The organism is Clostridium sp. AN503 (assembly GCF_040719375.1).
In the GTDB taxonomy this organism is placed as follows: Bacteria; Bacillota; Clostridia; order Lachnospirales; family Lachnospiraceae; genus Brotaphodocola.
Genome location: NZ_JBFDTP010000001.1, coordinates 834,524 through 860,797, shown reverse-complemented (window position 1 = coordinate 860,797; position 26,274 = coordinate 834,524). Strand labels below are relative to the sequence as shown.

The window sequence follows — 26,274 nt, the reverse complement described above, 5'->3', positions numbered from 1 at the left end:
TATCCTGGGGCAGCCCCCGGAAACGGGGGATAGAAGATGTATAAGTATATTATAAAGAGATTAGGCATGGTAATCCTGGTGGTACTGGCAGTTTCCTTTGCGGTCTTTTTCATTATGGATATGGTGCCGGGAGACCCGGCGGTGACGGCGCTTGGCGACGAGGCGACGGCTGAGGCGCTGGCGTACTACAGAGAGACCCATGGCCTGAATGATCCTCTGATCGTGCAGTATGTCCGCTATATGTCGGGGATCCTGAGGCGGGATCTGGGGACAAGCATTTACAACGGCGCAGATGTCTGGCAGCTGTATTTCTCCAAACTGCCCTATACGATCAACCTGGCCTGCTGCTCGGCGCTGCTTGCTGTGCTGTGCTCGATCCCTCTGGGGATGGCGGCGGCCATTAAACGGAATACCTGGATCGATGCGATCGCTTCCATGATCGCGTTTGTGGGACTGGCTATGCCGAACTTCTGGATCGGCATCCTGCTCATACTGGCATTTTCCGTCAATATGAGTATCTTCCCATCCTTTGGCGCAGGCGACGGCCTCCGGAGCCTGGTGCTTCCTTCCATCACCTGCGGCACAGCTATGATGGCGGCGATCACCAGAACGACCCGCTCTGCGATGCTGGATGTGATCAACCAGGATTATCTGCGGACAGCGCGCTCGAAGGGGCTTCCGGAAAAGGTGGTCATGGTCCGCCATGCCCTGAAAAATGCACTGATCCCCATCGTCACCATGGTCGGGACCCAGATCGCTGGGCTGATCGGCGGCTCCGTGGTCACGGAGCGGGTGTTTTCCTGGCCGGGAGTCGGGAGCTATATTGTGGATTCCATTTTGAAAAATGATTATCAGGTGGTGACCGGATTTGTCATCATGACTTCAATTATGGTTTCTCTGATCCTGTTGTGCGTGGACTTGTTATATGCGTTTATCGATCCCAGGATCAAGGCGCAATTTACAAAGTGATGGATGTGAGGTCGAACGATATGAAGAAAATAGAGACACAAACAGATCAGGAAGTCAGTGTAAAAGAAAACCGGTTGAAAGCGATCTGGCATCAGTTCCGGAAGAACAAGGGGGCAATGATCGGGCTGGCAGTCACACTGCTGATTATCCTGGTAGCCATTTTTGCAGATGTTATCTGGGATTATCAGACCGATGTGATCGGAATGAATATCCCTCAGAGGTTTACGGCGCCATGCCTGGCACATCCCTTCGGGACTGACGAGTATGGGCGTGATATGCTGGCGCGGGTAGGCTATGGCGCCCGGTATTCCCTTTCCATCGGCGTGACTGCCGTATGTATCGGCACAGCGATCGGGCTTCCCATCGGCGCGTCCGCCGGTTATATTGGAGGCAGGTATGATGCGGTCGTTATGAGGATCCTGGATGCGTTCGGGATCATTCCCAGCATCCTGCTCAGCATCACGCTGGTGGCGGCGCTGGGGACCAGCCTGGTGAACTTGTCGCTGGCTCTGGCAGTGGGAAGCATCCCGGTACTGGCCAGGATCACCCGGGCAGCTGTTATGACGGTACGGTTCAATGAATATGTGGAATCGGCGCATGCGATCGGGGCTTCCAGTTTTTATATCATTTTTAAGCATATACTGCCAAACTGTTTTTCTTCGATCCTGGTGCAGTGTACGCTCCGGCTGGGTTCCTCCATCATCGCGGCTTCCAGCCTAAGCTATATCGGGCTTGGGGTTGCCCTGCCCACACCGGAATGGGGGGCGCTTTTGTCCTCCGCAAAAAACCATATTTTAAAAGCCCCCTATCTCTGCCTGTTCCCGGGACTTGCCATTATGGTCACGGTCATGGCGATCAACCTGATAGGCGATGGCCTGCGGGATGCGCTGGATCCGAAGATGAAGCGATAAGAAGAGAGGCGTCGAGATGAGAAAGAATAAACAGAAAACGAATATCAGACTGGAGCGGGTGGAAACGGATTATGCGGTGGACATAGAGGGGTTAGAGATCCTGTATCAAACGGATGCGTCCACAGTCCATGCAGTGAATTCCATTGATCTGAAATTGAAAAAGAAGAGCGTGCTGGGCCTGGTGGGAGAGACGGGAGCCGGAAAGACCACCGCCATGCTTTCCCTGCTGAGACTGATCCCAAGCCCGCCGGGGGTCGTGAAAAACGGCAGGATCCTGGTAAACGGCCTGGATATGATGAACTTGAGCCCGGAAGAGCTGTGTGCAGTGCGGGGAAGTGAGATCTCCATGATATTCCAGGACCCGATGATCTCGCTGAACCCGGTCATGACAGTGGGGGAACAGATTGCAGAAAGCGTACTGCTGCATGACAATGTGAGCAGGGATGAGGCGCTGAAACGGGCAAAGGAGATGCTCAAGATCGTAGGGATCGATCCCAACCGTTCTGTGGAATACCCGCATCAGTTTTCCGGCGGTATGCGGCAGCGGGTAGGCATTGCGATCGCCCTTGCCTGCAAGCCCACGGTACTGATCGCGGATGAGCCAACGACGGCCCTGGATGTGACGATCCAGGCACAGGTGCTGCGGCTGATGAAGGAGCTGCAGACCACTTATGGCACGTCCATGATCCTGATCACCCACGATCTGGGAGTTGTGGCTGAGATGTGTGACCGGGTTGCAGTCATGTATGCGGGACGGATCGTGGAGGAGGGCACCGCGGAGGATATCTTTAATGCCACCATGCACCCTTATACAGAAGGGCTGTTTAACTCCCTGCCGAACATTCAGGCGCGTCATCAGAAACTGCAGCCCATAAACGGCCTTATGCCGGACCCGTCGAACCTGCCTGCCGGATGTACGTTTGCAGACCGATGCCCCTATGCAACGGATGTCTGCCTGACGGCTCAGCCGCAGCAGAGGATGGTCTCGGATACCCATATGGTAGCATGTGCCGCTTACGATGATCCGGAGTTCCGGATAAAAAGGAGAAGTACTTTATGTCAGAAGTGATCTTAGAGGTAAAAAACCTTGTAAAATATTTTAAGACGAAAAAGGGAGACGTACATGCAGTAGACGGGGTCAGCTTCTCGATCGAAAGAGGGAAGACACTGGGGATCGTGGGGGAATCAGGCTGCGGGAAGTCAACCACAGGCCGCACCATCCTCCGGCTGATCGAACCGACTTCCGGTGAGATCATTTTTGAGGGAAAGAACATCGAGAATATATCCCGCAGTGAGATGAAGGCCCTGCGCAAGGATATGCAGATCATTTTCCAGGACCCGTTTTCATCCCTGGACCCGAGGATGACGGTCAGCGAACTGATCGCAGAGCCGATCCGGTTGAATAAAATCTTGAAGAACCCGGCGGAGATCGAGAAGCGGGTGCTGGAGCTGATGGAGACGGTGGGCCTTGCAAAACGACTGTACAACACCTATCCTCATGAGCTGGATGGCGGCAGACGGCAGCGTATCGGCATCGCCAGGGCGCTTTCCGTGAATCCCAAGTTCATCGTATGCGACGAGCCGGTGTCTGCCCTGGACGTATCGATCCAGGCGCAGATCTTGAACCTGCTCAAGGAGCTTCAGCAGAAGATGGGCTTTACCTATATTTTTATTACCCATAACCTGTCGGTGGTTAATTATTTTGCAGATGATATAGCGGTGATGTATTTAGGTTCCCTGGTGGAGAAGGCGCCGGTGGAGGAGCTGTTTGGCAATCCGCTGCACCCATACACCAAGGCCCTTTTGTCAGCGATCCCTGTTCCGGAGCTGGGGATAAAGAAGGAGGAGGAGCTGATCCAGGGTGAGATCACTTCACCGATCAATCTCCCGGACGAGTGCCGTTTCTACAAACGCTGCAGTATGGCGTGCGAGGAATGCAGAAAAGGGATCCCGCCGCTGCGGGAGATCACCCCGGGGCATTTCGTGGCGTGCGGGCGGATCGGATAAGGAGGGCGGCAGATGGGGCAGTATTATGTTCATGAGGACAATGCGGTTATTGAGAACCGTTCTTTCTTGGGCAGCCATTACGCATATGAGCTGCATCCGGATGGGAAGCCTTATCATACCTTCCGCACCTACACGGTTCTGGCGGATGGCTCAGGCATCACCTTTAAAAACTGCTATTTTGAAAATGGCGCAGGACCGGGCGGCGCTGTGGGGCAGGCGATTGCCCTGTACCTCGACGGGGATGATATCCACGTGACGGACTGTGTTTTACGGGCGCACCAGGATACGCTTTTTCTGGCTCCACTGCCTTTAAAGGAGCGCATACCGGACGGTTTTCTGGGGCCGAAACAATTTTACCCCCGGACCAACCATACCATGTATTTTAAAAACTGCCTGATCGAGGGCGGGATCGATTTTATATTCGGCGGGGCAACGGCGTATTTTGACAACTGTGAGTTTAAAAATGTGGAGCCGGGATACGTGTTTGCGCCCTGTACGCCGGAGGATGTGAAGGTGGGTTTTGTCGCCAGGAACTGCAGGTTTACCGCCGCGGAAGGCGTTATGGACGGCTCCTGCTATATCGGAAGGCCATGGCGTATCCATGCAAAGGTGCGGCTTGAGAACTGTTATCTCGGGCCGCATATCAACCGGGCGGGCTGGGATGACTGGAACAAGCCAAAATCCCATGAGACAGTGGAGTTTGTGGAGACCGGGTCTTACGGCCCGGGCGCATGCCCCAAGGGGCGGCCGGATTATGTGAAGATAGAGCGGTGAATAGCTTTTGGTGTTTAAAAACTCCTGTATTTGCAGGAGTTTTTTTCATGCGGCGGACTCTGCAAAAGATTGCATTTTTTTAGCTGCTATGCTACACTTGTGTTAATTGTAACCAGGAACGAAAATAGAGCAAAACGGGGTACTAATATGGAAAAGACAGCGAAAAGCCTGCTGCTGGCAGGTGCCTTTACCTGTGCTTTATTGACTGGATGTGCGGAAAAAAATCAAGTGGTCAACTTTGAGGATACAGATCCTGTGGTTACGACCATTTCTTTTTTTGGAAATAAATATGAGCCGGAAAATGTCCGGGTGATCGAAGAGATCCTCTCAGGCTTTATGAAAGAGTACCCGGATATCCGGATTTCCTATGAAAGCCTGAAGGGAGCGGATTATTTTGATGCGCTGGGTAAGCGGATCTCTTCCGATAAAGGCGACGATGTATTTATGGTCAACCACGATACTTTGCTGGATCTGGAGCAGAGTGGTAAGGTAGTGGATCTTTCCGGCATGGAGTTTGTATCCGGGTATACAGACGCCATGCTGAGCCAGATGAAGGAGGAGGATGGGGCCATCTACTGGGTGCCCACCACGGTATCCATGTTTGGCCTTTACTGCAACATGGACCTGCTGGAGGAACACCGTCAGGATATCCCCCAGAATCTTGGGGAGTGGGAAGCGGTCTGCGACTATTTTGTGGATCAGGGTATAACCCCCGTGGTTGCCAACAATGATATCTCCCTGAAAACCCTTGCGATCGGCGTCGGTTTTTACCAGGTTTACCAGGAGGGGCGGCAGGAAGCTGTGTTTGACGGGATCAACAGCGGGGCAGAGCGTCTGAGTGATTATCTGAGGCCGGGTTTTGCGCTGGTATCATCTTTTTTGGAACGCGGTTATATTGACGCGCAGAAGGCTCTTGTTACAAAGAAAACATCCGGGGATCTGCAGGAGTTTGCCCAGGGAAAGTCTCCGTTTATGCTGACAGGAGCCTGGGCAGCCGGACGTTTCAGTGAGATGTCTCCGGGGTTTTCCTTTAAAGTGGCGCCGCTTCCGGTACTGAGGGACGGAGCTATGGTGGTGATCAATGCGGATACCCGTTTAAGCATCAACGCAGACAGCAGGCATCTGGACGCTGCCATGAAGTTTGTGGAGTATTTCACTAGGACTGAGAATATCCAGAGATTTGCAGACCAGCAGGCTTCTCTCAGTCCGCAGAAGGGCGGCAGTTATTCCTCTGTTGAGGCGATCCAGCCGCTCATCCCCTGTTATGAAGCCGGACATATTGTATTTGGGTCGGACGGAGGGCTGGAGCTGCCGATATGGGAGCTGACGGCAGAGGTTTCCAAAAAGCTGCTGTCAGGCGAGGAGCTGGACTCTGCCCTGGAATGGATGGAGCTGCAGATTGAGGAGGATTTACCATCGTGAGGACAGAGAACTCCAGACATTCTAAATGGAAGGTCACAGCGGCGGCTGTTGTCACAGGAGCAGTTTTGGGGATCTTGACCTGTATGTTTTTGAGTGCGGTCAGGGAGCAGCTTTGGAAACAGTCGGTCAATACCATACTGGAGAGTACACAGCAGGGCTGCAACACTCTGCAGGTCCAGTTGGAGGAGGATTATCGTACCCTTGGCAACATAGCAGGCTTTCTGCAGCAGGCAGAACAGCCGGATATGCTGGACAGCCAGCTTACGAATTATGGACAGATGGATGAAGGAGTCAGTCTGTACCGGGAGGATGGAGTCTGCCTTCCCTCCGGCACACAGGCAGACGAGACAGTCGCTCTTGCCCTGATGGATAATGATAAGGCATACGGCGTGCTTGATCCACACATCAGCAGTGTCACCGGGGTCAATGTGTTCAACCTGTTTATCCGTGTGGTTATGGCGGATGGAAGCACTGCTTATCTGGTGAAAGAGTACGAGGTTGGGGCGATCGTGGATACATTCACCCTGTCCTTTTATCAGAACAGCGGGTTTTCCTATGTGGTGGATGTGGACGGCAATGTTCTGGTCCGTCCGCCGCATCCGGACAGCAATAAAACAGTTCAGAACTTATTTGACATGCTGCGGGAATCAGACAATGAGGAGGACAGCCTGCAGCTGTTTATGGAATCTCTTGCGGGAGCGAAAACAGGCTGGGCCGTCCTGTCCTATCAGGGGGAACAGACCGTGTTCTGTTATATACCGCTGAAGCTGGGAACAGACTGGCATTTGATCTCCATCATTCCATATGGGGTAGTCAGCGCTCAGACGGATCAGATCATCCGGCAGACCCTGACGCTGATCGCAGCGATCATTATGGGGATTGCCCTGCTGGTGGCGCTCTATTTTTATTATACCCGACAGACGGCAAAGAGGCTGCGCAGCCAGGCAGATTATATCGGGCATCTATACAATGCGGTGCCTGAGGGCATTGCCCTGTTGACGATGGAACGTCCTTACCGTTTTATACAGTTGAACCGGGAGGGGCTGCGGCTGCTGGAGTATCCGGACGACGCTGCCAATGATGCGCCCAGGGGACGGAAACTGGAGGATGTACTGGATCCTGAGGACTCCGGGCAGATCATGGATATCATCCAGGAAACGGTAATGACCGGACGGAAAAATCCCTTTGAAAACCGACTGGCGAGAAAGGACGGCAGTCTCTTTTGGGCGTCCGGGATCATTGAAAAGACCCTGGATCAGGAGGGTCGTGATATCCTTATTGCCACCTTCCATGACATCACAGCGGAGAAGCTGGCTGAGGAAGCTGCAGAGAGGGAGAAACTGCAGGAACGCACGATGCTGGTGGGAGCTATCTCAAATGTATTTCCTGTGATCATCAGCCTTAACCTAAGCCGGGATACGCTGAAGTTTATTTATATAGGGAAGGGGCTTATGACCGATCTGGGGCATGAGACTTCTTTTTCTCAGTTATATAAAGAAATAATGACCACGGTCCATCCTGACAGCTTGGAGGAATTCAAACGCCGTTTTGCGCCGGATGCGCTTGCAGGCACACTGGGAAAGGATAAGCGTGAGATCTTTCTTGAAGCAAGGCAAATGCTTAAGGACGGGCAGTATCACTGGATCTCTAACCAGATCATCTATGTGGATAATCCATATTCTGAGGAAAAGCTGGCGATACTCCTTTCACGAAGCATTGATGAGCAGCGCCATGAAGAGGAACAGCATCGTCAGGCGCTTCAGAGTGCCCTGGAGGGCGCCAGGGCCGCTAATACGGCTAAGAGCCAGTTCCTCTCCAACATGAGCCATGATATCCGCACGCCTATGAATGCCATCATGGGGATGGCGGCGATCGCTGCTACCCATTTAGATGACAGGGAACGGGTTACCGAATGTCTTAAGAAGATTGGGCTTTCCAGCCGGCATCTGCTGAGTCTCATCAACGATATCCTGGATATGTCCAAGATTGAGAGCGGTAAGCTGTCATTGCGGGAGGAACCGTTTAATTTTGCAGAGCTGGTATCCGAAGTTGTTGAGCTTATGCAGCCCCAGGCGGCAGCGGCGCAGATCGAACTGGTTGTCCGTCTGTCTCTGCTGCAGCAGGAAACCGTCATCGGGGATGCGCTGCGTGTGAGGCAGGTGTATCTCAATATCCTCAGCAATGCAGTAAAATATACGCGGGCCGGCGGATCGATCCAGATTGATGTCTGGGATGAATGCTCCAGCCGGAGCGGGCGCAGGAACTATCTGTTCCGCTGTGCCGACACCGGGATCGGTATGGACAGTGAGTTTTTAGAGCATCTGTTCCAGCCCTTTGAACGGGCGCAGGATTCCACTACCAGCCGTATTGCCGGGACGGGATTGGGGATGGCGATCACAAAGAATATCGTTAACTTGATGAGTGGAGATATCCAGGTAGAGAGTGTGCAGGGGAGCGGATCAGTCTTTACTGTGACCATGCCGATGCAGCTGCAGGACGCCTGTCAGGAGGCAGTCCCGCAGGAGTGGATCGGGATTCACAGCCTGGTCGTGGACGATGACCGGCAGACCTGCGAGAATGCGGCGGAATTATTGGTGGACATGGGGCTGAGGGCAGAATTTGCCACTGAGGGCAGGTCTGCCGTTGAGCGGGTTATCCAGGCAAAGAATACGCCGGACCCATTTTCTCTTGTGATCATTGACTGGAAGATGCCGGATATGGATGGGGTGGAGACCGCGAGGCGCATCCGGCAGGAGGTTGGGCCGGAGATCCCGGTGATCATCCTGACGGCATATGACTGGTCGGAGATCGAGCGTGAGGCGCGGGAAGCAGGGGTGACTTCCTTTATCTCAAAACCGTTCTACCGCTCCAAAATCTGTTATCTGTTGAATGAGATCAGCGGGGAGACGCAGATGGCCGAAGCGCCCTCTGTTTCTGCAGCCCGGGATCATACGGGATGCCGTATCCTGCTGGTGGAGGATAATGATATCAACCGTGAGATCGCCCGGATACTTATCGAGGAGACGGGAGCGGAGGTAGAGGAAGCTTTTGACGGCGCAGAGGCGGTACAGAAAATATCCCAGGCCAAAGAAGGATACTATGATCTGATCTTTATGGATATACAGATGCCGAACATGAACGGCTATGAGGCGACCCGCGCCATCCGTGCACTGGGCCGCGAAGACATGGCGGAGATTCCCATCATCGCCATGACAGCCAACGCATTTGACGAGGATATACGTTTGGCGCTCCGGTCTGGAATGGATGCCCATTTTGCCAAGCCTCTTGAGGTGAGGAAGCTGGAGCAGATATTAAACCGTTATCTGCCGCAGAAATAAATATGTGCCTGGGGGTTGCGCGTCATTTATGGCGTGTATTATGGAATGGTTTGGCATTGCGGAGCATATTTCTTTATGCTACAATAAAAGGAGCGGAACATATCCGGAACCGCAGGAATAAACCGGAAGAATCAGGGCATATGTCGGGAAGGACTAGCAGATGTACTCAAAAAAGAAGATATTGGTTGTAGAAGATAATGAACTGAACCGGATGATGCTGGTAGGGATCCTGGAAAGCGAATACCAGGTCCTCGAGGCGGAGAACGGCAAGGAAGCGCTTGATGTGCTGAAACAGTATCGTGAAGAGATTTCTCTGATCCTGTTGGATCTTATCATGCCGGTCATGGACGGCTATACATTTCTGTCACATTTGAAGGCAGATCCATCCTGTGCGTCCATCCCGGTCATCGTGACGACTCAGAACGACGGAGAGTCCGATGAGGTCGCGGCGCTGTCCCATGGCGCAACCGATTTTGTGGCGAAGCCGTACAAGCCGCAGATCATCCTGCACCGGATCGCCAGTATTATCAATCTGCGGGAGACTGCAGCTATGGTGAACCTGCTTCAGTACGACAGGCTGACCGGGCTTTACAGTAAGGAGTTTTTCTATCAGAAGGTGAAGGATACACTGATCCGGCATCCGGAACAGAATTATGATATTATCTGTTCTGACATAGAGAACTTTAAGCTGGTCAACGATGTGTTCGGTGTTGCGGCTGGAGACCAGCTTCTGCGGGAAGTGGGAGTGTTTTACCGGAAGTTTGTGGATGGGAAAGGTTTTTGCGGCAGGCTGAATGCAGATCAGTTTGTTTGTTTTCTGGAGCATACATCTGATTATACAGATGAGACATTTATAAAAGCGAATGCACAGATCAATTCTCCGAACAACATCAAAAATGTTGTGATGAAATGGGGGATCTATCATATTGAGGACCGCTCTATCCTGGTAGAGCAGATGTGCGACCGGGCACTGTTGGCAGTGCGCGGGATCAAGGGGCAGTACGGCAAATATTTTGCCACCTATGACGACAAGCTGCGCAGCAGGCTTTTGAAGGAACAGGCGATCGCGGACTGTATGGAATCCGCGCTGGCGGAAGGGCAGTTTGAGATCTATATCCAGCCCAAATACCGGATCAGCGATAACCGGCTCTCAGGTGCGGAGGCCCTGATCCGGTGGAACCATCCCGAATGGGGGTTCCAGTCTCCCGCGCAGTTTATCCCGGTATTTGAGAAGAACGGGTTTATCACCAATCTGGATGTATTTGTATGGGATCAGGCGTGTGCGGCGCTGCGGGACTGGGAGGACAAGGGCCTGCCGGCTATCAACTTATCCGTGAATGTATCCCGGGCAGATATTTATAATACCGATCTGACCAATATCCTGCAGAAGACCCTGAAGAAATATGACCTGCCGGCGGGACGTCTGCATCTGGAGATCACGGAGAGCGCCTATACGGAGGACCCGGAGCAGATCATCGATACGGTAAAAAGCTTAAGGCAGCTTGGGTTTGCCATAGAGATGGATGATTTTGGGAGCGGATATTCCTCCCTGAACATGTTGAACCAGATGCCGCTCGATATCCTGAAACTGGATATGAAGTTCATCCAGAGCGAGACGGCCAAACCTGTCAATGAAGGAATACTGCATTTTATCATGAATCTGGCAAGATGGATGAACCTAAAGGTAGTGGCGGAGGGTGTGGAGACGAAAGATCAGCTTGACCGCCTTAGGGAAGCTGGCTGTGATTATGCACAGGGTTATTATTATGCAAAGCCGATGCCACGGTCGGAGTTTGAAGCATTGCTGGAGAAGTCACGTACAGCGTAACAGACAGTTGCTGCGACGGGCGGCGCTTAAAGTATATTGATAAGAGAGGGATATGTGATGCAGAGCATACAGGAAAAAATGGAAGAGTATGGAGCGGACTATCAGGGAACGATGGCCCGCTTTATGGGGAATGAACGTCTTTATCTGAAAGTGCTTGGCAAGCTGGGCGATGATGACAATGCGGGGAAGCTGCAGGCGGCGGTTGCGGCGGGAGATCTGGAGTCTGCATTTAACGCGGCTCACACACTGAAAGGCGTAGCTGCCAATCTGGGCCTAACACCGCTCTTAGAAGCGGTCAACGATATTGTTGAGCCGCTTCGCAGAAGGGAGCAGAGGGACGATTACCATGTGCTCTGTGATACGGTTGAGAAACAGTTTGAGAGAGTGGTGCAGCTTGTGGATACCTTGAAGTAAACAGCCGGAAAGAATCAGTCCAGAATCTGACCGTCCAGAGAAAGTGTGACAACCTGCCAGGGGATGGATTTGCTGCTGTTTTTTAAGGCAGTAACAGCGGCGCGTTCGATGCCGCCGCAGCAGGGCACTTCCATACGGACGACAGTCAGGCTCTGGACATTATTATTTTTAAAGATTTCTGCCAGTTTTTCACTGTAGTCGCCTTCATCCAGCTTGGGACAGCCGATGAGGACTACCTTGTCCCGCATGAAGCGGTTGTGGAAATCCCCGTAAGCGAAAGCAGAGCAGTCGGCGGCGACCAGTATATGGGCGCCGTCAAAATATGGAGCCTGTATGGGGGACAGTTTGATCTGGACCGGCCACTGGCGGAGCTGGGATACCGGGACAGAAGAAACAGATGCGCTGCCGCCGGCCTTTTTTTCGTTCCGGGTTTTTGCGGCAGCCAGGACAGCCGCTTTGTCGAACACGGCAGCCTCCCGCTCCACGAAGGTGATCGCCCCGGTCGGGCAGGTGGGCAGACAGTCCCCCAGGCCGTCGCAGTAATCGTCCCGCAGCAGGGCGGCTTTTCCGTCTATCATGCCGATCGCGCCTTCGTGGCAGGCTTCGGCGCAGGCTCCGCAGCCATTGCATTTCTCTTTATCGATGTGGATAATTCTACGGATCATGTTGACTCCTCCTTGAAATTTTTAATGAAATACTTTTATCTTTCGGATATACTATACTATAACTGTGCAGAAAAAGATGTTGTTATAACAACAAGAAGGGAGAAAAAATGGATTTTGTTTTCCTGTCAGATACTGTCCTTTTCCGTGGGATGCGCCCGCCGGATGTGGAAGCCATGCTGGAATGCCTGGGGGCAAGACAGAGATCTTATGAAAAAGGGGAGCTGATCCATCACGCAGGAGATATCATACAGACCATGGGGCTGGTGCTTTCCGGAAGTGTTCATATTGAAAATGACGGGCTGTGGGGGAATAAGGACATTTTAAACCATATCACGCCGGGACAGATCTTTGGGGAAACCTACGCCTGCATCCCAGGCGAACCGATGATGGTGAGCGTGGTTGCGGCGCAGTCTTCAGAGATCCTTTTTTTGGATATAGGCAGGGTTCTTACGTCCTGTCCTTCTGCCTGTCCGCATCACAGTATGCTGATACGCAATCTGCTGGCTGCGACCGCGCAGAAAAACTTAAATCTGTCGCGGAGGATCATGCATACGTCCGCCAAAACCATCCGGGGCAGGCTTTTATCCTATCTGTCATATCAGGCGGCCAGGCAGGGAAGCAGCACCGTTACAGTCCCATTCAACCGGCAGCAGCTGGCAGATTATCTGAGTGTGGACCGCAGCGCCCTGTCGGGCGAGCTGGGAAAGATGCAGCGGGACGGAATCCTGCAGGTAAGTAAAAACTGTTTTACGCTCTGTGGGAAAGGTTAACGTAAAAAATAGGGGATAGAAACAGAGAAATTGAAAAAAATAATAGTTGGAGGCTCTTGTAAAAGGGATTTGGATCTGTTACACTAAAAATGGTTAGCAAAAGCTAACAACGTACTGATGCATGAGACCGGGCAACCGGGGATGGCGAATAAGCTCGTCAGGAGACATTTTATGGGAAAGGATCATATATGATGAATTTTTTAGAGATTGAGAAAGTAACCGGAAGAGAGATCATTGATTCCAGAGGCAATCCGACTGTTGAAGCGGAGGTTACCTTAAAAGACGGGACGGTTGGGAGAGGCGCAGCGCCGAGTGGGGCGTCCACAGGAGAATTTGAGGCGCTGGAGCTGAGAGACGGCGATAAAAGCCGTTATGGCGGTAAGGGAGTATCCAGGGCGGTTGAGAATATCAATACGGTCATTTGTGATGTCCTGACCGGAGTAGATGCATCGGATGTCTATGCGGTGGACCGTGCCATGATCGAGGCGGATGGAACGAAGGACAAATCCAGGCTGGGCGCCAATGCGATCCTGGCGGTCTCTATCGCCAGTGCGCGGGCGGCGGCGATGGCTCTGGGGATACCGTTGTACCGGTCCCTGGGGGGAGTGAACGGAAACCGTCTTCCGGTCCCTATGATGAATATCTTAAATGGCGGCGCACATGCTGCCAATACCGTAGATGTCCAGGAGTTCATGATCATGCCGGTGGGAGCTTCAAGCTTTAAAGAAGGCCTGCGCTGGTGTACGGAGGTATTTCATGTGCTGCAGTCCCTTTTGAAGGAAAATGGTCTGGCAACCTCTGTCGGCGACGAGGGCGGCTTTGCGCCGGACCTGGGGAGCGACGAGGAGGCGATCGAATATATCTTAAAGGCGGTTGAGAAGGCAGGCTACAAGCCGGGGACGGATTTTGTGCTCGCTATGGACGCGGCATCCAGTGAGTGGAAGAGCGGTGTGAAGGGGGAATACATTTTGCCCAAATGTGGTAAAAAGTTCACTTCCGCGGAATTGGTGGCACACTGGAAGAATCTCTGCGGCAAATACCCGATCGCATCCATTGAGGATGGCCTGGATGAGGAAGACTGGGAAGGCTGGCAGATGATGACCAAAGAGCTGGGGGACCGGGTACAGCTGGTCGGGGACGATCTGTTCGTGACCAACACAGAGCGTCTGTCCAAGGGGATCCGTATGGGCTGCGGCAACTCCATCCTGATCAAGTTAAACCAGATCGGTTCTGTATCGGAGACTCTCGAAGCGATCAAGATGGCACATCAGGCAGGCTATACCGCCATCTCCTCACATCGGTCCGGAGAGACGGAGGATACCACGATCGCAGACCTGGCTGTGGCGGTGAACGCGGGCCAGATCAAGACCGGCGCGCCCAGCCGGAGTGAGCGGGTGGCAAAATACAACCAGCTTCTGCGCATAGAAGCAGAACTGGGGGCAAGTGCAGTCTATCCGGGGATGGCGGCATTTCACGCTGTAAAGTAAAAGGTAAAATAAAACTGCCGCACCAGGCCGGGGTCCATATAAACGGATCATCAGCCAGTGCGGCAGTTTTACCTGATATGTGCACAGAATGCTTCTGTACAGGATGCAGATCCTGGTCACAGGATATCAGAATCACTCACAACAGTGAAGCCCTTGCCGGTCAGGCAGGCTTCCACCTCATAGGTCCCTTCCGTGTGAAAGATCAGGACCGGCAGGCCGGAATTCCGGTTGAAGGACAGGTAAACGTAATCAACGTTAATATTGCTCTCAGAAAGTGCCAGCAGCAGATGATGGAGATTTCCTACCTTGTCTGCAACTTCTACGCCGGTAACGTTGGTCAAACGGCAGAGATAACCTTCTTTTTCAATGGCTTCTTTTGCTTTGGCGGCATCGGATACTACCATACGGATAATACCGTATTCGGCACTGTCGTTGGTAACGGAACCGAGGATATTGATCTCCTCCCGGAGAAGGATCCCGGTGATGCACTGAAGCGTCCCTTTTTTATTTTCTGCGTATATCGATAATTGTTTCAGCATACAAACCTCCCTGATCGTTGTTTAGCCATTATTATACATTACAAGTTCCATATTATCAATGGTTCAAGACTTTTCTCAGCCGTTTTTCATCAGTAACGGTAATTCCGCCCCTGGATAAAGCAACATAACCTTCGCCGGAAAAATATTTGAGCATCCGCGACACGACCTCTCGGGCACTGCCCAGATACCGTGCAATCTGTTCATGGGTCATGTGGATGGTCAGGCTTCCGCTCTTTGCGGTCTCCTCCAGCAGAAAAGCCGCCAGCCTCTTGTCAAAGCTGGTGAAGAGTATCTGTTGTATGGTCCACATGACGTCAGAAAAACGCTCAGTGGCAGTCTTGTAACAGAATAGCTCCGCATGGATGTTCTCCGCAGAAATGCGGGAAAAAGCCGCAGTGCTAATGAGCAGTACATCTGTTTCGGCTTCAGAGCTTATAAAGATGTCAAAGTCGATGGTCTGCATGATGCAGGCTGCGGAAAGTGTACAGGCATCCCCGGATTCCAGCCGGTACAGAGAGACCTCCCGTCCTTCGTCAGAGATAATATAAGCGCGGAGCATTCCCCTGAGCAGCAGCAGGATACCTCCGCAGTCGTCACCGCCGCTGTTGAACGCCTGCCCTTTGGAGAAATGCATCAGCTTTGTATTGGCAGTCAGGTAGTCCTTCTGCTCCGCGCTGAGGTGATCCCAGAAGGGCAGCCTGGAACTTAAGAGGATGGAATCTTTTTTTGTTAACATAAAGTATGTCCTTTCGTCATAAAGTACACTACTCTCATCATACAGTGAATTTTATAAAATGACAAGCAAAGAGTTCTTTTCAACATCCGTTTTTGCGATATAGAAAGTGGATACGGGCTGAATAAACAATAATGATAATAATTATCATTTTGTGACCAAGTCACAGATAACCATTATCTGGTATGCTATACTGAACATATTAAAACAGACTTGGAGAAACAGAGAGGAAAACAGTCAAGGAGGGGTGAAATGAAGAAATACATATGCAGTATCTGCGGCTACATTTATGATGAGGCGGCTGGAATCCCGGACGCCGGGATTGCACCGGGGACAAAGTGGGAAGAGCTGCCGGAGGACTGGGTCTGTCCTCTGTGCGGCGCCGCCAGATCCGAGTTTGTGCTGCAGGCGGAAGCAGCACAGGAAAAACAGGTCTCTCGTGAGCGCCCGCATTCCGGACAGAGAGAGGACCACACCGGAGGTGAGGACTTAAAGGAGATGACGCCCGCGCAGCTAAGCGCCCTGTGTTCCAATCTGGCAAAGGGCTGTGAGAAGCAGTATCTAGCAAGAGAGGCGGAGCAGTTCTGGAAGCTGGCGGAGTATTATCAGAATAAGGCGGGTATCATTACCGGTCAGGATATGGATGACCTGCTTAAGCGCATAAACGAGGATCTGGAGACGGGATATCCCGAAGCCAACGCGGCTGCCGGTGAAAAGCCCGACCGGGGAGCGCTGCGGGCGCTTACCTGGAGTGAAAAGTCAACCCGGATCATGAATTCCCTGATCGCAAGATACGAAAAGGAAGGGGATGCAATGATCGAGAACACCAGCATTTATGTGTGTGAGATCTGCGGCTTTATCTATATCGGCGATACGCCCCCGGAGATCTGCCCGATCTGTAAGGTACCGAAGAAAAAACTGACGAAGGTGGAAAGGGGGTAACGTTTATGTATGCAGTCCGTAATATAGACCGTTGTACCAAAGACTGTCTCTGCCTGTATGTGTGTCCCACAGGGGCGTCTGATACGGAGAACGGCCAGATTGATGCGTCAAAATGCATCGGATGCGGCGCTTGTGCCAATGCCTGCCCATCTCATGCCATCGTGCTGGTCCCGAAGGAATATCCGCCTCAGCAGGAAAAAGAGGCTGCTGTCTTAAATACGTTGAAACATCTTGCGGGCAGCAAGACCCGGCAGGAGCAGATGGCAGAGGGAATCGCAGCTGAGACCGAAAACCCGGTGGAGCGGCAGTTCGCCCGGGCGATCGCCAGATCAAACCGTATCATGGCGGAGGATATCCTGAGAGAGGCGGCATATATGCTGCCCCAGAGCAGGGAGGCGGGAGAATTCCTTTACATGGCCCTGGAGCAGGAGATCGGGACCAGAGAGGACTTCCCGGCGGAAGCGGCAAAGGAGCTGATCACGCTGCTGAAGCATGATCGATCAAACAATAAAACTGAGAACCCGGAAAACAGGACCGGGAATAAGGAGGAAAATAAGGTGGAAAGATGGCGTTGTACTGTATGCGGTTATATTCATGAGGGAGAGCTTCCGGCAGATTTTGTATGTCCGATCTGCAAACAGCCGGCTTCCAAATTCGAAAAGATCGAGGAGCCAAAGGGCGGGAATCCATATGCAGGGACCAAAACAGAGAAAAATCTGATGGAGGGCTTTGCAGGGGAGAGCCAGGCCAGGAACAAGTATACATACTTTGCAAACATTGCCATGCAGGAGGGCTACGACCAGCTTGCAGAGATCTTCTTAAAGACAGCCCGCAATGAGCAGGAGCACGCGAGGGTATGGTTCCAGGAGCTGGGGCATCTGGGCAGCACGGCAGAGAACCTTCTTGCGGCAGCAGAAGGCGAGAACTACGAATGGACGGATATGTATGACCGGTTTGCCAGGGATGCGCAGGAAGAGGGCTTCCCGGAGCTTGCGGAGAAGTTCCGCAGGGTAGGGGCCATCGAGAAGACTCATGAAGAGCGGTACCGTAAGCTGTTAGACAACGTGGAGATGAAACGGGTGTTTGAGAAATCCGAGGAGTGCATCTGGGAATGCCGCGTCTGCGGGCATCTGGTGATGGGCAAAAAGGCTCCTGAGGCCTGCCCGGTCTGCGGGATGAGCCAGAGCTTCTTTGAGGTGAGGAAAGAGAATTACTAAGACCGCGTGAGAGTGTAAGATCCTTGCAAGTAAGTACGATAAAAAGAATCAGCCGTCCGGGATTGTTTTCCCGGTTGGCTGATTTTAAGTTATTCCTGTTTAAAATAATCCCGGTATTCATCAGAAAACAGCTGTCCGCCCATCCGTCTCACACCGCCGTACAGGTGGCGTTTCAGCAGCGGTTCGATAGCGGCGGCGTCTTTTTCCTCGATCAGGTCGATCAGTTCCAAGTGTTCCTCAAGTACATCCGGCACATTGCGGGCGCCCACGATATCCAGGCGGATAAAGCGGGAGTAGTCGGCCTGGGGCTTTGTAAGGGTGTCCCAGAGGTAAAGCTTGTCCGTAGCCTGGAACCACACCCGGTGCATGGATAAGTCTGTGGTCAAAAACTGGTTGATATCGAACTGATCCGAAGTGTGGCGCGTCTCCGCAATATCCAGGAGCTGCTGCTGGATATAGTGGATACGGGCAAGGTCGGTGGGGGAATACATCTGAAGGAAATCCCGCAGGACCATACATTCCACCGCCATGCGCTGATAGATCCACTGGCTGGCTATATTCAAGTCGATGGGGGTGACAATAGTACCTTTATGGGGAACAATCTGGACAAAGCCGTTCTGCTGAAGACGCTGCAGGATACTCCGGATCGGTGTGCGGGATATGCTGAACCTCTTACAGAGCGTATTTTCACTTAAAACTTCTCCGGGCCTGATCTCCAGGGTCACAATCTCCCGTTCCAGAATATCATAAATCTCATCATTGCTCAGATTCATCTCCAAAATATACCTCCATTCCTGCACACAGCAAAAAAGCCTGGCGACAGGTTGTCCTCTGTTCCATGTTCTCATTATAGGGGAGAAACAATGAACTGTCAAATACGCAAAAAGCGACATTACGAGATACTTGTATACAAGGTTGACGAAATGGCGGCAGCGAATTTGGCAAGGTTGAACAGATAAAAGGAAAAAAATGGCGAAAACAGTGCGTTTTACTGCGAATATCATACAAAAACCCATAAAAAATTATATGCATAATAGACAAAAAGCGATTAATTATTGGGAACTGATATTAAAATATGCACATAAAAATGTTGTGAAAGAGTATTGATTTTATAGTAAGAATATGTTAATATCAAGCCATGGTTGTATACAAGCAAAGCGCAAAACGGAGTGCGGAGCTTGCAGCAGGACAGCCGGAGTGAAATGTAAAAGAAAACGGATGTTTTAAGGAGGACAAGATTTATGAGAAAGAAAATTGCGTTATTACTGACATTAGCGCTGGCAGCGTCCAGCCTGGCAGCATGTGGCGGAAGCAAACCGGCGGAGAGCGCAGCGGCTACTACCGCGGCTGCAGCAGAGACCACTGCAGCAGCAGGAGACACCAAGGCAGCGGACACAACCGCGGCTGCGGCTGAAGGCGAAGATCCTTATGCAGCGCTGGGTGATTTCACCATGATGGTAGGACATGCACAGCCGGAAGGCAACCCGCGTTATGTTTCTATGGAGAAGTTCGCAGCAGATGTAGCAGAGAAGACTAACGGTCATGTGACCGTAGAAGTATTTGCCAACGGCCAGCTGGGCACCGAGAAAGAGATGCTGGAGCAGGTAGTGGCAGGAACCGTACAGGGTATGAGAGGCGGCCAGTTCGACTTCAGCCCGAGGCTTTTAATGTTCACCCTTCCGTTCTTAACCCAGAACCGTGCACAGGTAACCGCTCTCCTCAACAGCGACCTGGCAAAGAAGGTTTGTACAGAAGCAGAAGCAGAGACCGGAACGGTCATCATCAGCCTTTGCGACGCAGGCGGATACCGTCAGTTCTCCAACAGCAAACATCCGATCACCAAGCCTGAGGATTTAAAGGGCTTAAAGATGCGTACCAACGGCATGAACACCATCGACAAGACCTTCATTGCTATGGGCGCGACCACCACAACAATTCCGTATTCTGATCTGTACATGGGCCTTAAGACCAGCGTTGCAGACGGTCAGGAAAATCCGTGGGTTAACGTAGAGGGTATGAAGTTCTATGAGGTTCAGAAGTACTTTACCGAGGTGAACTACCAGTTCCATCCGGACCCGTTCTACATCAATGCAGCATGGTGGAATTCTCTTCCGGCAGAGTACCAGGAGATCATCCAGGAATGTGCAGATGAGATGAGCGTTTACAACGACCAGCTGATCGATGAGACCCAGGAAGCTGCAAAGCAGGTTGTAGTAGATGCAGGCTGTGAAGTGTACGAGCCGAGCGCCGATGAGTTAAAGGCATTCCAGGATGCGGTACAGGTGGTTTATGACCAGTGTATCGAGGAAGGTATCCTGACTGCAGAGGAGCTTAAGGAAATGCAGGATATCGTAGCCAGCGCAAAATAATCCGTTAACATTATCCTGAGCATAGGAACTCCTGGAGATCAGGTACCTGAAGTACCGGGGATTTCCGGGAGTTTTCTGATTCACAGGCATTTACGCCCTGGCGAGTGCAGGCGGCAGGGGAATGAAAGGGAAAGGGGCTGATTGTCATCGAAAAGCTGAAGAAAATCGGGGAAAAGATATTTAATGTATATTTCGGTATCGGCGTTGTAGCTATGGGGCTGCTGGCTGTGCTGGTGATCTTTTCGGTCATTGCACGTTACTTCTTTTCTCACAGCTGGAAGCAGCTGGCGGAGTTCAATGTGACGCTGTTTGCGTTCACAACCTTCTGGGGAATGGGGATCAACGTTTTAAAGAACGAGCATGTCATGATTGATATTCTTTATGATGCGGTAAAGCCGGCGATCAAGCGCTGGCTCAGTGTGGTCAACTATCTGATCGTTCTGGTGGTGGTCCTGGTCTTCACCTATCAGGGTTACAAGTACGTGGGTGTTGCCGGGAAACAGATCAGCCAGGGCATGGAGATCCCGATGAAATACATGTACGGCATCATGCCGGTATGCGGCGCGATCTGTGCGGTCTGTGTCGTGATCAAGATCATCGAGTTCATCACTGTGGATGTTTCGTATTTTGCACCGAAAAACAAGGCGCTGACAGACGACGCGCCGCAAGCATAGAAAGGAGCTGAGTATCAGTTATGGCAATGATTATTCTTTTGGTGCTGCTGATCTTCTTTGCAGCTCTTGGCGTGCCGCTGGCCTTTGCGATCGGCGCATCCTGTGTCACCTACATAACCACCAACGCCCCGGCGTTTATCTCCATGATGCCCCAGCGTATCTGGAACGGCGCTTACAGCGAGCTGATGATCGCAATGCCGCTGTTTATGCTGGCCGGTGAGCTGATGAATACCGGCGGCATCACAAAACGTATCATCAATTTCTGCCTGCAGCTCTCCGCCCGTTCCACGGCGGCCTGGGCGAGGTGAATATTGTGGCTTCCATGATCTTCGGCGGTATTTCGGGTTCTTCCGTAGCAGACACCTCTGCCCTGGGAAGCATTCTGATCCCGGCGATGGAGGATCAGGGCTATCCGCCGGCAGCGTCGGCCGGTATCACGGTTGCTTCCTCCACCATGGGCATGATCATTCCGCCGTCCACGCCAATGATCGTGTACTCCATGATCTCCGGCGCATCTGTTGGAGCGCTGTTTATGGCCGGCGCGGTTCCGGGGATTCTGATCGGTCTTACGCAGCTTGTGGTGGTTTTCTGGATCAGCCATAAGAAGCACTGGCATCCGAAGCTGGAGGCATTTGACTCCAAAGTATTTTTCCATGCGATCCTATCCGGTATCCCGGCGCTTTTGATGCCGCTGTTCATCATCGTCTGTGTGTCCTTTGGTGTGTGCACGGCTTCGGAGAGTGCAGGCGCAGCGGTATTGTATGCAATGATCGTAGGCTTCTTCGTATATAAGGAGCTGACTTGGAAAGCAGTGTGGGAGGCCCTTAAGAAGACGTTGATCTCCTCCTCCTCCATCATGCTGATCATTGGCTTTACCACGATCTTCACCTGGGTGCTGACCATGCAGAAGGTGCCGCAGATCGTAGCCGGTTTCTTCATTTCCCTGAATATGCCGGCGTGGGGAATCGCCCTCATGTTCTGTGTGATGATCTTGATGATCGGGACCTTTATCGACGTAAGCCCGGCGATCCTTCTGCTGACACCGATCATGCTTCCCGTCATGCAGAGCTATGGATTCTCCGCATTGCAGTTCGGCGCCATGATGATCACCGGCCTTGCCATCGGCCTGGTGACTCCTCCGGTGGGCATGTGTTTAAATGCCTGCAACAAGATCAACCGGATGCCCATCATTGCTATCTTCAAGGGTGCGCTGCCGTATGTGATCTGTAACATCATCGTACTGCTTGCTATCAGCCTGTGGGCGCCGCTGACGACGTGGCTGCCGCTGATGCTGGGGTATAGTTTGTAAAAAGTAATTGTTTGAAACCGTTTGATCGGTGGGTGAAGTATCGTCTGGAGCAGGGGGACGATTCTTCACCCTTTTTTCTTGGCGTAGTCAAAAAAAGGTGATATAATTGGCGTATGTAACTTTTGATATGCCTGCTTTTTCTCAGCGGGTGAAGCTAATATTCCGGGATAGGAGCATAAAGCATATGTATACGTGGGATAAATCCAGTCTGACTCTACCCAGTCCGGTACAGAAAGAACTGGAGGAATTGATCCGACTGCATTCGGAAGTGATTACCTACAATGCCAGGAAAATATTTCTTGAGCCCGGGGATATAATGAATGGTGTATATTATGTGGCAGAAGGCCGCACGCGCCATTATATGGTATCGATGGATGGTACAGAGAAGATTCTTTATACCCTGGCGGCAGGCTGGTTTTATGGGGAGACGCCATGCTCGCTCAGTGAACCGACCGGACTGTATTCCAGTACGGAGACGAAGACCACGCTCTATTGTATCCCATTGCGTGAGTATGACCGCCTGATTGGCGAGAATAAGTTGTTTCGAGATGCAATTCTCCATAGCTATTCCAAAAAACTGCTTATTTTAAGGCACGAGGTAGAGAATCTGGCATTTAATTCCTGTAAGGATCGTTTGAAAAGATTGTTTTGCTCAGTGGCTGATACGGAACAGGAGATAGACAACGGCTGGTTTCAATTAAAAATCCATTATACCCAGTATGAACTTAGTACGATTGTGGGTGGGGCGAGGGTGACCGTAAGCAAATTGATCAATGAGCTGTGTGATGAGGGATTTATCCGTATTTTGAACCGCAATATTCAAATCAGCGTGAAGGAGTATTATAAATTCATAAAATGGATGGAAGAGCACAGGTATTAGACGGTGAAATTGCACTTGCGAATGGCTCGTAAACCCAGTTTTGTGTAATAAATGTTACAAACTATTTTATGTTACAGTGTGATGTGTTAGATAGATTAAACAAAGAAGTTCTCGTAAGATAGATACAAGAACTTCTTTTTTGTTGCTGATCCATAAAAGCAGGAAGAAGTTGTAACATGATATTACGAAACTAATAGACCGGCAAGTGAAAGAGAGGAATGCAAGAATGATTAACCTGCAAGGCTCCTGGGTAGCAATGCCCACACCCTTTACCGAGGAGGACAAGATTGATTTTCAAGGCTATGAGATCCTGATCAATCGCCAGATCAAGTATGGTACCAGCCAGATTTTTATTTTGGGTTCGGCGGCAGAGACTACGCTGCTTACACTGGAAGAAAAGAAATCCATCGTAAAAGAAGTTATTTCCATGACAAAAGGAAAAATCCCCTGTTTTTTTAACGCGTCCGCTATGACGACAGGCGACAGTGTGGAGTTTGCACAATTCTGCGAGAGGGAAGGCGCGGATGGTGTTATTTTTACGGTGCCTCCGTATGTGCTGATCAACCAGCATGCGACCCTCAGCCATCTGGACACATGTATGAGCGCCGTGGATATTCCCTGCGGCATTTATAATAATCCCAGCCGTTTGGGGGTCTTGATCAGTCCGGAAACGATCAAGGCGCTTTCCGATGCACATCCGAACTTTGTTGTGGACAAAGAAGCACAGGGCAGTGTGGAACAGTTAGTGCAGGTACAGCGTCTCTGCCAGGGGAAGGTGAAGATTATGTGCTGTGATTTTCCGCATTACTCTATCGTGATTCCAACTCTTGCCGTAGGCGGTACTGGTACGGCAAATATTGGTGGCAACATTATTCCGGAGGAAGCTGCAAAGTACTCCAGGCCGTGGACGAGCATGCAGATTATGGAGGAATGCCGCGAGGAGTATTTTAAGTGGTTCCCGCTGCTGCAGGAGTTGTATACGTTTTCAAACCCGGTAGTGATAAAAGCTGCTCTGCGTATTTTGGGACTGCCTGGCGGACATTTGCGCAGGCCTTATGAGGAGTACACTGGACAGAAGTTATCTGTACTGGAAAAAATGATGGGCGAGATGGGCGTAATTGATAAATATGGCGTAAAATAATCTGGTATAAAACAGGGGGATTGTCATGGAGCTCTATGAAGTAACGGTAAAATCCGGTGAGAGTATCAAGGAAGTGGTGTCCAGATATGTTTTGGAACAAGGGTGGGAAAGTGTATATCTAACAGGAGCGGTCGGTTCTGTAATAGACTGCAGGTTTACAACTCCGACTGAAAATGAGTTGCCCTTAAGAACAATATCCGTTTCCAGCCGTGGCGCAGCGGAGCTTTTAACTTTTATTGGGGAAGTTATGAAACGGGAGAAGATGGACCCTGAGCTGAAAGCAGTCTACAAAGATAAGACAAGCCCTCTGTTCGTCCATATCCATGCCAGCGCGGCTACGGCCGGAGGCCATGTGATCGGAGGCGGGCTGGCAGATGGAAAAGCATTTCGTGCGGTGCGGGTATTTATGATACCTTTAGTATGAAAAAACGAATGGTTTAAAGGAGGAGTTACAAATGTCTGAAAAAGCAAAAAAGAAATTTGAATTTCCCGATGTATATGCACTGCTGTTCATCCTGTGCATAGTGGCTATGGCGCTTACCTGGATTATCCCGGCAGGTTCCTTTGAGCGGATACAGGATGGAAGCTTAACGAAAGTGGTGGCAGGCAGTTTCCAGTACGTGGATGCAGTCCGCCAAACGCCGTGGGATATGTTACAGGCAATCTACCAGGGATTTTCCAATAGCGCCAACACGATTTTCCTGATCTTTTTTTGTGGGGCTTCCGTAGCGATGGTGGAGGAAAGCAAGGCGTTATCCACGTTTTTTACGTGGCTTGCTAAGATGTTGAAGGGCAAAGAAATGATTGCTATCGCGATTCTGATGTTTGGCCTGGGGCTGGGCAATGCTGCCGGCGCATTTGCAAATATTGGAGTTGCGGTCATGCCGATTGGTATAGTCATGGCGCAGGCATTGGGCGGAGACCCGTTCCTGGGTTTCCTGATTGTATATTTTGGACTGATGAGTGGTTTTTCAATTGGATTTGCGAATCCCAGTATCCTGGGTGTTGCCCAGACACTGGCAGAAGTGCCGATTTTTTCAGGCACTATGCCGCGTGTGATCTGCTGTATTGCAAATATCACATTTATGTATTGTGTAACCATGATGTACTACCGTAAAATTAAAAAAAATCCGGCATACAGCTTAAACTGTCAAACGGATATAACGTCATTGCAGCATATTAACGGAGAGTCAAACATAGAATCTGCAAAGCTAAGCAGAAGGCAATTGATAACCGTTGTGGTTTTTCTGGCAGGTGTGGCAATCTGTGTGAGCCTGACAATCAAGAATAGCTGGAGTGCGAAGAAAATCGCTTCTTATTTTTTCGGTATGATGGTTGTAACCGGGTTAGTTTCTGGTTTCTCCATGAATGAGATTGCTGAAAAATTTATCAAGGGATGCAAACCTATGATCTATGCATCTTTTGTTACCGGTATTGCCAGTGCGATTGCAGTGATTTTAAGCAACGGCAAGGTTTTGGACACAATCGTATATGCCTTAAGCCTGCCGCTTAACAGGGCGGGGGCGGTTGCAGGGGCCGGTATGATGGTAGTTGTGAATGCTTTAGTTAATATGGTGATCCCATCCGGCTCAGGACAGGCTGCGGTTATGATGCCGCTTATGACGCCGATTGCGGATCTGGTGGGCATTACACGCCAGGTAGCGGTTCAGGCTTTTCAGTTTGGCGATGGGCTGAGCAATCTGGCAACGCCGTTGAATGGGCCGCTGATGGGATGCCTGGCGATAGCAGGCGTTAATTTCCCCAAATATTTTAAATGGGCGATCAAATTTATATTGATTGAAATTGCCGCCGCGATTGTCATCACAATGGTGATGCAGAGTGTAGGCTGGATAGGCTATTGATGTCGGATGGATATAAGAATCTT

General features: G+C 51.2%; 23 protein-coding genes and 1 pseudogene. 20 read left to right on the top strand and 4 right to left on the bottom strand.

What is annotated here, in order from left to right; all coding sequences use genetic code 11:
- Positions 1-36: 36 nt before the first annotated feature.
- The 9 genes from AB1I67_RS03870 (at position 37) to AB1I67_RS03830 (ending at position 11,663) form a co-directional block, all read left to right on the top strand.
- Positions 37-969, top strand: coding sequence for an ABC transporter permease (locus AB1I67_RS03870; protein ID WP_367028511.1), 933 nt, complete (start codon positions 37-39; stop codon positions 967-969).
- A 20-nt stretch (positions 970-989) separates the two neighbouring features.
- Positions 990-1,880, top strand: coding sequence for an ABC transporter permease (locus AB1I67_RS03865; RefSeq protein ID WP_367028510.1), 891 nt, complete (start codon positions 990-992; stop codon positions 1,878-1,880).
- Between the two features lie 16 nt (positions 1,881-1,896).
- Complete coding sequence (locus AB1I67_RS03860) at positions 1,897-2,949, top strand: ABC transporter ATP-binding protein (RefSeq protein WP_367028509.1); 1,053 nt, start codon at positions 1,897-1,899, stop codon at positions 2,947-2,949.
- On the top strand, positions 2,937-3,887 hold the full coding sequence (locus AB1I67_RS03855; protein ID WP_367028508.1) for an ABC transporter ATP-binding protein: 951 nt from the start codon (positions 2,937-2,939) through the stop codon (positions 3,885-3,887). The genes AB1I67_RS03860 and AB1I67_RS03855 overlap by 13 nt, the downstream gene beginning before the upstream one ends.
- A gap of 12 nt (positions 3,888-3,899) precedes the next feature.
- Entirely contained in the window at positions 3,900-4,661 is a 762-nt protein-coding gene (locus AB1I67_RS03850) for a pectinesterase family protein (protein ID WP_367028507.1), read from the top strand.
- Positions 4,662-4,808: 147 nt separating this feature from the next.
- Positions 4,809-6,083 (top strand): extracellular solute-binding protein, encoded by a 1,275-nt coding sequence (locus AB1I67_RS03845; RefSeq protein WP_367028506.1) that lies wholly within the window; start codon positions 4,809-4,811, stop codon positions 6,081-6,083.
- The gene (locus AB1I67_RS03840) at positions 6,080-9,421 is read left to right on the top strand and encodes a response regulator (RefSeq protein WP_367028505.1); all 3,342 of its coding nucleotides are present in this window, start codon (positions 6,080-6,082) and stop codon (positions 9,419-9,421) included. The genes AB1I67_RS03845 and AB1I67_RS03840 overlap by 4 nt, the downstream gene beginning before the upstream one ends.
- A gap of 160 nt (positions 9,422-9,581) precedes the next feature.
- The gene (locus tag AB1I67_RS03835; protein WP_367028504.1) at positions 9,582-11,249 is read left to right on the top strand and encodes an EAL domain-containing protein; all 1,668 of its coding nucleotides are present in this window, start codon (positions 9,582-9,584) and stop codon (positions 11,247-11,249) included.
- 57 nt (positions 11,250-11,306) lie between these two features.
- Positions 11,307-11,663 (top strand): Hpt domain-containing protein, encoded by a 357-nt coding sequence (locus AB1I67_RS03830; protein WP_367028503.1) that lies wholly within the window; start codon positions 11,307-11,309, stop codon positions 11,661-11,663.
- Between the two features lie 14 nt (positions 11,664-11,677).
- Here AB1I67_RS03830 and AB1I67_RS03825 read toward each other — a convergent pair whose 3' ends face one another.
- A complete protein-coding gene (locus tag AB1I67_RS03825) occupies positions 11,678-12,328 on the bottom strand; it encodes a 4Fe-4S binding protein (RefSeq protein ID WP_367028502.1) in 651 nt (216 codons plus the stop codon).
- 107 nt (positions 12,329-12,435) lie between these two features.
- Here AB1I67_RS03825 and AB1I67_RS03820 point away from each other — a divergent pair, with 107 nt between their 5' ends.
- The gene (locus AB1I67_RS03820) at positions 12,436-13,098 is read left to right on the top strand and encodes a Crp/Fnr family transcriptional regulator (protein WP_367028501.1); all 663 of its coding nucleotides are present in this window, start codon (positions 12,436-12,438) and stop codon (positions 13,096-13,098) included.
- Positions 13,099-13,289: 191 nt separating this feature from the next.
- On the top strand, positions 13,290-14,585 hold the full coding sequence (gene eno, locus AB1I67_RS03815) for a phosphopyruvate hydratase (RefSeq protein ID WP_367029145.1): 1,296 nt from the start codon (positions 13,290-13,292) through the stop codon (positions 14,583-14,585).
- A 116-nt stretch (positions 14,586-14,701) separates the two neighbouring features.
- Here the strand turns inward: eno and AB1I67_RS03810 are convergent, their stop codons facing one another.
- Both AB1I67_RS03810 and AB1I67_RS03805 read right to left on the bottom strand, forming a co-directional pair.
- Entirely contained in the window at positions 14,702-15,124 is a 423-nt protein-coding gene (locus AB1I67_RS03810) for an amino acid-binding protein (RefSeq protein WP_367028500.1), read from the bottom strand.
- Between the two features lie 55 nt (positions 15,125-15,179).
- Positions 15,180-15,860 carry a Crp/Fnr family transcriptional regulator gene (locus AB1I67_RS03805; RefSeq protein WP_367028499.1) on the bottom strand — a complete coding sequence of 227 codons (681 nt, stop codon included), beginning with the start codon at positions 15,858-15,860 and terminating at the stop codon, positions 15,180-15,182.
- A 249-nt stretch (positions 15,861-16,109) separates the two neighbouring features.
- Between AB1I67_RS03805 and AB1I67_RS03800 the strand changes: the two genes are divergently transcribed.
- Both AB1I67_RS03800 and rbr read left to right on the top strand, forming a co-directional pair.
- Positions 16,110-16,799: a rubredoxin gene (locus AB1I67_RS03800; RefSeq protein WP_367028498.1), complete on the top strand. Its 690-nt coding sequence runs from the start codon at positions 16,110-16,112 to the stop codon at positions 16,797-16,799.
- A 5-nt stretch (positions 16,800-16,804) separates the two neighbouring features.
- On the top strand, positions 16,805-18,016 hold the full coding sequence (gene rbr / locus AB1I67_RS03795) for a rubrerythrin (RefSeq protein WP_367028497.1): 1,212 nt from the start codon (positions 16,805-16,807) through the stop codon (positions 18,014-18,016).
- An 89-nt stretch (positions 18,017-18,105) separates the two neighbouring features.
- On the opposite strand, the gene AB1I67_RS03790 is transcribed toward rbr, so the two are convergent.
- Positions 18,106-18,789 carry a GntR family transcriptional regulator gene (locus tag AB1I67_RS03790; protein ID WP_367029143.1) on the bottom strand — a complete coding sequence of 228 codons (684 nt, stop codon included), beginning with the start codon at positions 18,787-18,789 and terminating at the stop codon, positions 18,106-18,108.
- A gap of 468 nt (positions 18,790-19,257) precedes the next feature.
- On the opposite strand from AB1I67_RS03790, the gene AB1I67_RS03785 reads away from it, so the two are divergent.
- From AB1I67_RS03785 to AB1I67_RS03755, 7 genes and pseudogenes are all read left to right on the top strand, one after another.
- Positions 19,258-20,385, top strand: a complete 1,128-nt coding sequence (locus tag AB1I67_RS03785; RefSeq protein WP_367028496.1) for a TRAP transporter substrate-binding protein — start codon at positions 19,258-19,260, stop codon at positions 20,383-20,385.
- A gap of 212 nt (positions 20,386-20,597) precedes the next feature.
- On the top strand, positions 20,598-21,059 hold the full coding sequence (locus AB1I67_RS03780) for a TRAP transporter small permease subunit (protein ID WP_367028495.1): 462 nt from the start codon (positions 20,598-20,600) through the stop codon (positions 21,057-21,059).
- A gap of 20 nt (positions 21,060-21,079) precedes the next feature.
- Positions 21,080-22,368, top strand: a pseudogene (locus AB1I67_RS03775) (TRAP transporter large permease).
- A gap of 184 nt (positions 22,369-22,552) precedes the next feature.
- Complete coding sequence (locus AB1I67_RS03770; RefSeq protein ID WP_367028494.1) at positions 22,553-23,248, top strand: Crp/Fnr family transcriptional regulator; 696 nt, start codon at positions 22,553-22,555, stop codon at positions 23,246-23,248.
- 226 nt (positions 23,249-23,474) lie between these two features.
- On the top strand, positions 23,475-24,389 hold the full coding sequence (locus AB1I67_RS03765) for a dihydrodipicolinate synthase family protein (RefSeq protein ID WP_367028493.1): 915 nt from the start codon (positions 23,475-23,477) through the stop codon (positions 24,387-24,389).
- 25 nt (positions 24,390-24,414) lie between these two features.
- The gene (locus AB1I67_RS03760; RefSeq protein ID WP_367028492.1) at positions 24,415-24,813 is read left to right on the top strand and encodes a DUF296 domain-containing protein; all 399 of its coding nucleotides are present in this window, start codon (positions 24,415-24,417) and stop codon (positions 24,811-24,813) included.
- Between the two features lie 31 nt (positions 24,814-24,844).
- Complete coding sequence (locus AB1I67_RS03755) at positions 24,845-26,251, top strand: Na+/H+ antiporter NhaC family protein (protein ID WP_367028490.1); 1,407 nt, start codon at positions 24,845-24,847, stop codon at positions 26,249-26,251.
- Positions 26,252-26,274: the final 23 nt, after the last annotated feature.